3 protein-coding genes are annotated in these 4,246 nt (G+C 64.4%); 2 read left to right on the top strand and 1 reads right to left on the bottom strand.

Annotated features, from left to right (window positions below):
- Window positions 1–2,306: DNA gyrase subunit A (gene gyrA / locus P8Y39_12645; protein ID MEJ2193164.1), on the bottom strand; the 2,306-nt coding region annotated here is incomplete at its 3' end.
- Window positions 2,307–2,633: 327 nt separating this feature from the next.
- On the opposite strand from gyrA, the gene P8Y39_12640 reads away from it, so the two are divergent.
- Both P8Y39_12640 and P8Y39_12635 read left to right on the top strand, forming a co-directional pair.
- Window positions 2,634–3,845, top strand: a complete 1,212-nt coding sequence (locus tag P8Y39_12640; protein MEJ2193163.1) for a DEAD/DEAH box helicase — start codon at window positions 2,634–2,636, stop codon at window positions 3,843–3,845.
- A 16-nt stretch (window positions 3,846–3,861) separates the two neighbouring features.
- Window positions 3,862–4,239, top strand: a complete 378-nt coding sequence (locus P8Y39_12635) for a hypothetical protein (GenBank protein ID MEJ2193162.1) — start codon at window positions 3,862–3,864, stop codon at window positions 4,237–4,239.
- Window positions 4,240–4,246: the final 7 nt, after the last annotated feature.

The raw sequence follows: 4,246 nt of genomic DNA, 5'->3' as shown, positions 1-4,246 counted from the left end.
TCCGACGCGCCGGTCCTGATTATCTGGCCCGCGTTTGATATCATCACCACGTCGTAATCGTCCCTGATCCGGAGCACCCCCACGGCCTTTCCGCCCTTCTTGCTGAGCTTGATGTTGATGACGCCCTTTCCGCCCCTGCCCTGGGTGGGGTAGTCCTCGATGCGGGTGCGCTTGCCCATGCCCCTTTCGGTGACGGTGAGGAGCGATGTCCTGGGATAGGCCACCCCGGCCGAGACCACCTTGTCGCCCTCGCGCAGGCGGATGCCGATGACCCCGGTGGCCGTGCGCCCCATGCTCCGGACGTCCTCCTCGGGGAACCGGATGGCCAGGCCGCCCCGGGTGCTCATGAAGAGGTCGCTGCTGCCTTCGGTCAGGCTGACGGCGATGAGCTCGTCGCCCTCCTTGAGGGTGAGGGCGATGATGCCGGTGCTCCGGGGGTTGCTGTAGTCCTCAAGGGGCGTGCGCTTGACCAGCCCCCGCCTGGTGTACTGCACCAGGTAGCCCTTGGTGAAGTCCCGCACGGGAAGCGCCGTGGTCACCACCTCGCCCTGGCCGAGGGGCAGAAGGTTCACCATGGCCTTCCCCCGGGCCGTGCGCCCGGCCTCGGGTATCTCGTATATCTTCTTCCAGTAGAGCTTCCCCCTGTTTGAGAAGAACAGCATGTAGTCGTGGGTGTTGCCGATATAGAGGTGCTCGACGTAGTCCTCCTCGCGGGTGACCATGCCGGTGAGGCCCTTGCCCCCCCTGCGCTGGGCGCGGTAGGTGGACAGGGGGTTTCGCTTGATGTAGCCGTTATGCGAGACGGTGATGACCATCTCCTCCTCGGCTATCATGTCCTCGATGTCTATCTCCTGGGCCTCGGGCAGTATCTCGGTGCGCCGCTCGTCGGCGTACTTTTTCTTGACCTCCAGGAGCTCCTCCCCCACGATGCGGTCCACCAGCTGCTCGCTGGCCAGGATGGCCCGGAGGCGCTCTATCTCCTTGAGGGTGTCGCGGTACTCGGCCACGATTTTCTCCCGCTCAAGGCCGGTCAGGCGCTGGAGCCTCATGTCCAGGATGGCCTGCGCCTGCACCTGGGTGAGACCGTAGCCCCCCATGAGGCCCGCCCTGGCCTCCTCGGGGGTAGAGGAGCCCCGGATGAGGGCGATGACCTCGTCCAGGTGGTCCAAAGCCTTGACCAGGCCTTCCAGGACGTGGGCCCTTTCCTCGGCCTTTCTCAGTTCGTAGCGCGTCCTTCGGACGACCACGTCGCGCCTGTGGGAGAGGAAGAGGTTCAACACGCGCTTGAGGTTCAGGATGTGGGGCTGGTTTCCCACCAGGGCCAGCATGATGATGCCGAAGGGGGCCTCCATCTGGGTGTGCTTGAACAGGTTGTTCAGGACCACCTCGGGCATCTCCCCGCGCTTCAGCTCGATGACCACGCGGATGCCCTCCCGGTCGGACTCGTCCCTCAGCTCGCTGATGCCCTCTATCTTCTTGGCCCGGGCGAGGTCGGCAATCTTCTTGATGAGGCTCGCCTTGTTCACCATGTAGGGGATTTCGGTCACCACGATGATGTCGCGGTCCTTTTGCCGCTCCACGCGGGTGCGGGCCCGCACGCGGATGACCCCGCGGCCGTTTCTGTAGGCGTCGATGATGCCCTGGGTGCCGTTGATGATGCCCCCCGTGGGGAAGTCCGGCCCCCGGACGGCCTGCATCAGGTCGTCCACTTTTGCCTGGGGGTTTCTAAGAAGAATGAGCAGGGCGTCCACCACCTCCCCCAGGTTATGGGGCGGGATGTTGGTGGCCATGCCCACGGCGATGCCGGCCGCGCCGTTGACCAGCAGGTTGGGCACCCGGGAGGGCAGGACCTCCGGCTCCTGCACGGTCTCGTCGAAGTTGGGGACGAAGTCCACGGTCTCCTTGTCGATGTCGGCCAGCAGGTCCTCGGCAATCTTGGCCAGGCGGGCCTCCGTGTACCGGTACGCGGCGGCGGGGTCGCCGTCGATGCTCCCGAAGTTGCCCTGCCCGTCCACCAGGGGGTGGCGCATGTTGAAGTCCTGGGCCAGGCGGACCATGGCGTCGTAGACGGCGCTGTCTCCGTGGGGGTGGTACTTCTTCAGGACCTCGCCCACCACGCCGGCGCTCTTAGAGAACTTTTTCCCCGGGGTCAGCCCCTCGCGGAGCATGGCGTAGAGGATGCGCCGCTGCACCGGCTTCAGGCCGTCCCGCACATCGGGCAGCGCCCGCCCGATGATGACGCTCATGGCGTAGTCCAGGTAGGAGACCTTCATCTCCTCTTCTATGCTTATGGGCAACTGGGACATCTATGTCTCCTTTGTTGAGGGTTCTTGGAAATCCTTTAATTTTACCATATCGGGGGACCCAAAAGCCACCCATAAGCCTTTGAATTTTGGAGATTTTCGGCCCTCCGGGCGGCAAGGGACAAAGGGGGGCGCGTTATCAACCCAGAGGAGCATGAGAAAGGGCATGGCGCATCTTCCGGGGGTGTTTGCGGGGGCCTCTCCGGCCCGGGGCTGGCAGCCTGCCCCGAATCAAGCAAAAAACGTCAAAAGGTGCTATAATAACAGGAAAATCTAAATGCAGTCGAGCTGAGAGCCACTCTTGGCTCATATCTGCCAGGAGTGCTTTCCATGAATTTTGAATCTTTCGGTTTCGACCCGCGCATCCTCAAGGGCGTCACATCAGCCGGTTACATCACCCCCACGCCGATTCAGCTTGAGGCGATGCCCCATGTCCTCGCAGGCCGCGACGTCGTGGGCCTGGCCCAGACGGGCACCGGCAAGACGGCGGCCTTTGTGCTGCCCATCCTTCAGCGGCTCATACGGAGCCCCCAGAGAAAGATACAGGCCCTGGTGCTCTCCCCCACGCGGGAGCTCGCCGAGCAGACCCGGGGAGAGATCGCCTCCCTGGGGCTGAAGACCCGCCTGAGGAGCATGGCCATCTACGGCGGGGTGGGCATGAAGCCCCAGCTGGACAGGCTCCATTCGGGCGTGGACATCGTGGTGGCCTGTCCGGGCCGCCTTCTGGACCACATGGGCCAGGGCAAGGTGGACCTCTCCACGGTGAAGGTGCTGGTCCTGGACGAGGCCGACCGCATGCTGGACATGGGCTTTGAGCCCGACATCCGGCGCATCGTCAAGCGGGTCCCCCGCCAGAGGCAGACGCTCCTGTTCTCGGCCACCATGCCCGAGGACATCCTCAGGCTGGCCCGTGAGTTCATGCAGGACCCGGTGAGCGTTTCCCTCAACCATTCGCGGCCCGTGGAGACCGTCTCCCATTATGTCTATCCCGTGGAGGGGCACCTGAAAACACGGCTTCTCATCGAGCTTCTCCGCTCCGAGGAGACCGACTCCGTGCTGGTCTTCACCCGGAGCCGGATGCGGACGAACCGCCTGGCCGGGCAGCTCAAGAGGGCCGGGTTCAGCGTGGCCTCCCTGGAAGGGGGCATGCCCCAGAAAAAGCGGCAGGCGGCCCTCCAGGGGTTCAGGGACAGGAAGTACCAGATACTGGTGGCCACGGACATCGCCGCCAGGGGCATGGACGTCCTGAGCATATCCCACGTGGTCAACTACGACGTACCCGACACGGCGGACACCTACACCCACCGTATCGGAAGGACGGGCAGGGCCGAGCAGACCGGCAGGGCCCTCACCCTGGTCACCCAGGACGAGGCAACCGCCATCCGGGACTTCGAGCGGGACATGGCGGTGGAGATGCCCTGCTGCGAGGTGGAGGGCTTCGAGTACGACGCCCCCATGCCCCCGCGCCCCCGGAGCGCCCCGCGCCGCAACGGGCAGAGGCCCGGGAGACGGAAGCCCGCCAGGCAGGCCCAGCACAGGTAACAACAGGAGGTACCCCATGAACAGGCATGCTCTTCAGAGGAGGCAGGAACTGAACCAGAAGAAGGCCGAAGCGGGCCTCGTTTCGGAGCGGTTCCCCCAGGTCTCGAAGATCGTGATTCAGATGACCTACTACCACCGGACCACCTTCTCCGAGACGGACTCGGTCCTGATGGACAGGACGGTCAACGTCTATCCCGACAGCCCCGCGTACTTCCACATGCGGTGCGCCGCCACGGAGTGCAGCGGCGAGTTCGACCTCACCCCGGTCATCCGTGCCGCGCTCAGGGACGGGAAGAAGAGGGCCGCGGGCAAGCTCATCTGCCCCGGAAAGGGCGATGACCTTCCGGCCAAGCACGCGAGCATAGACTACGAGATAACCGTCCGGTACAACTAAGGAACGC

It is taken from the genome of Nitrospirota bacterium, assembly GCA_037386965.1.
Classification (GTDB): domain Bacteria; phylum Nitrospirota; class Thermodesulfovibrionia; order Thermodesulfovibrionales; family JdFR-86; genus JARRLN01.
The sequence above is the reverse complement of the archived record's forward strand: the minus strand, read 5'-3'. Positions and strand labels throughout refer to the sequence as shown.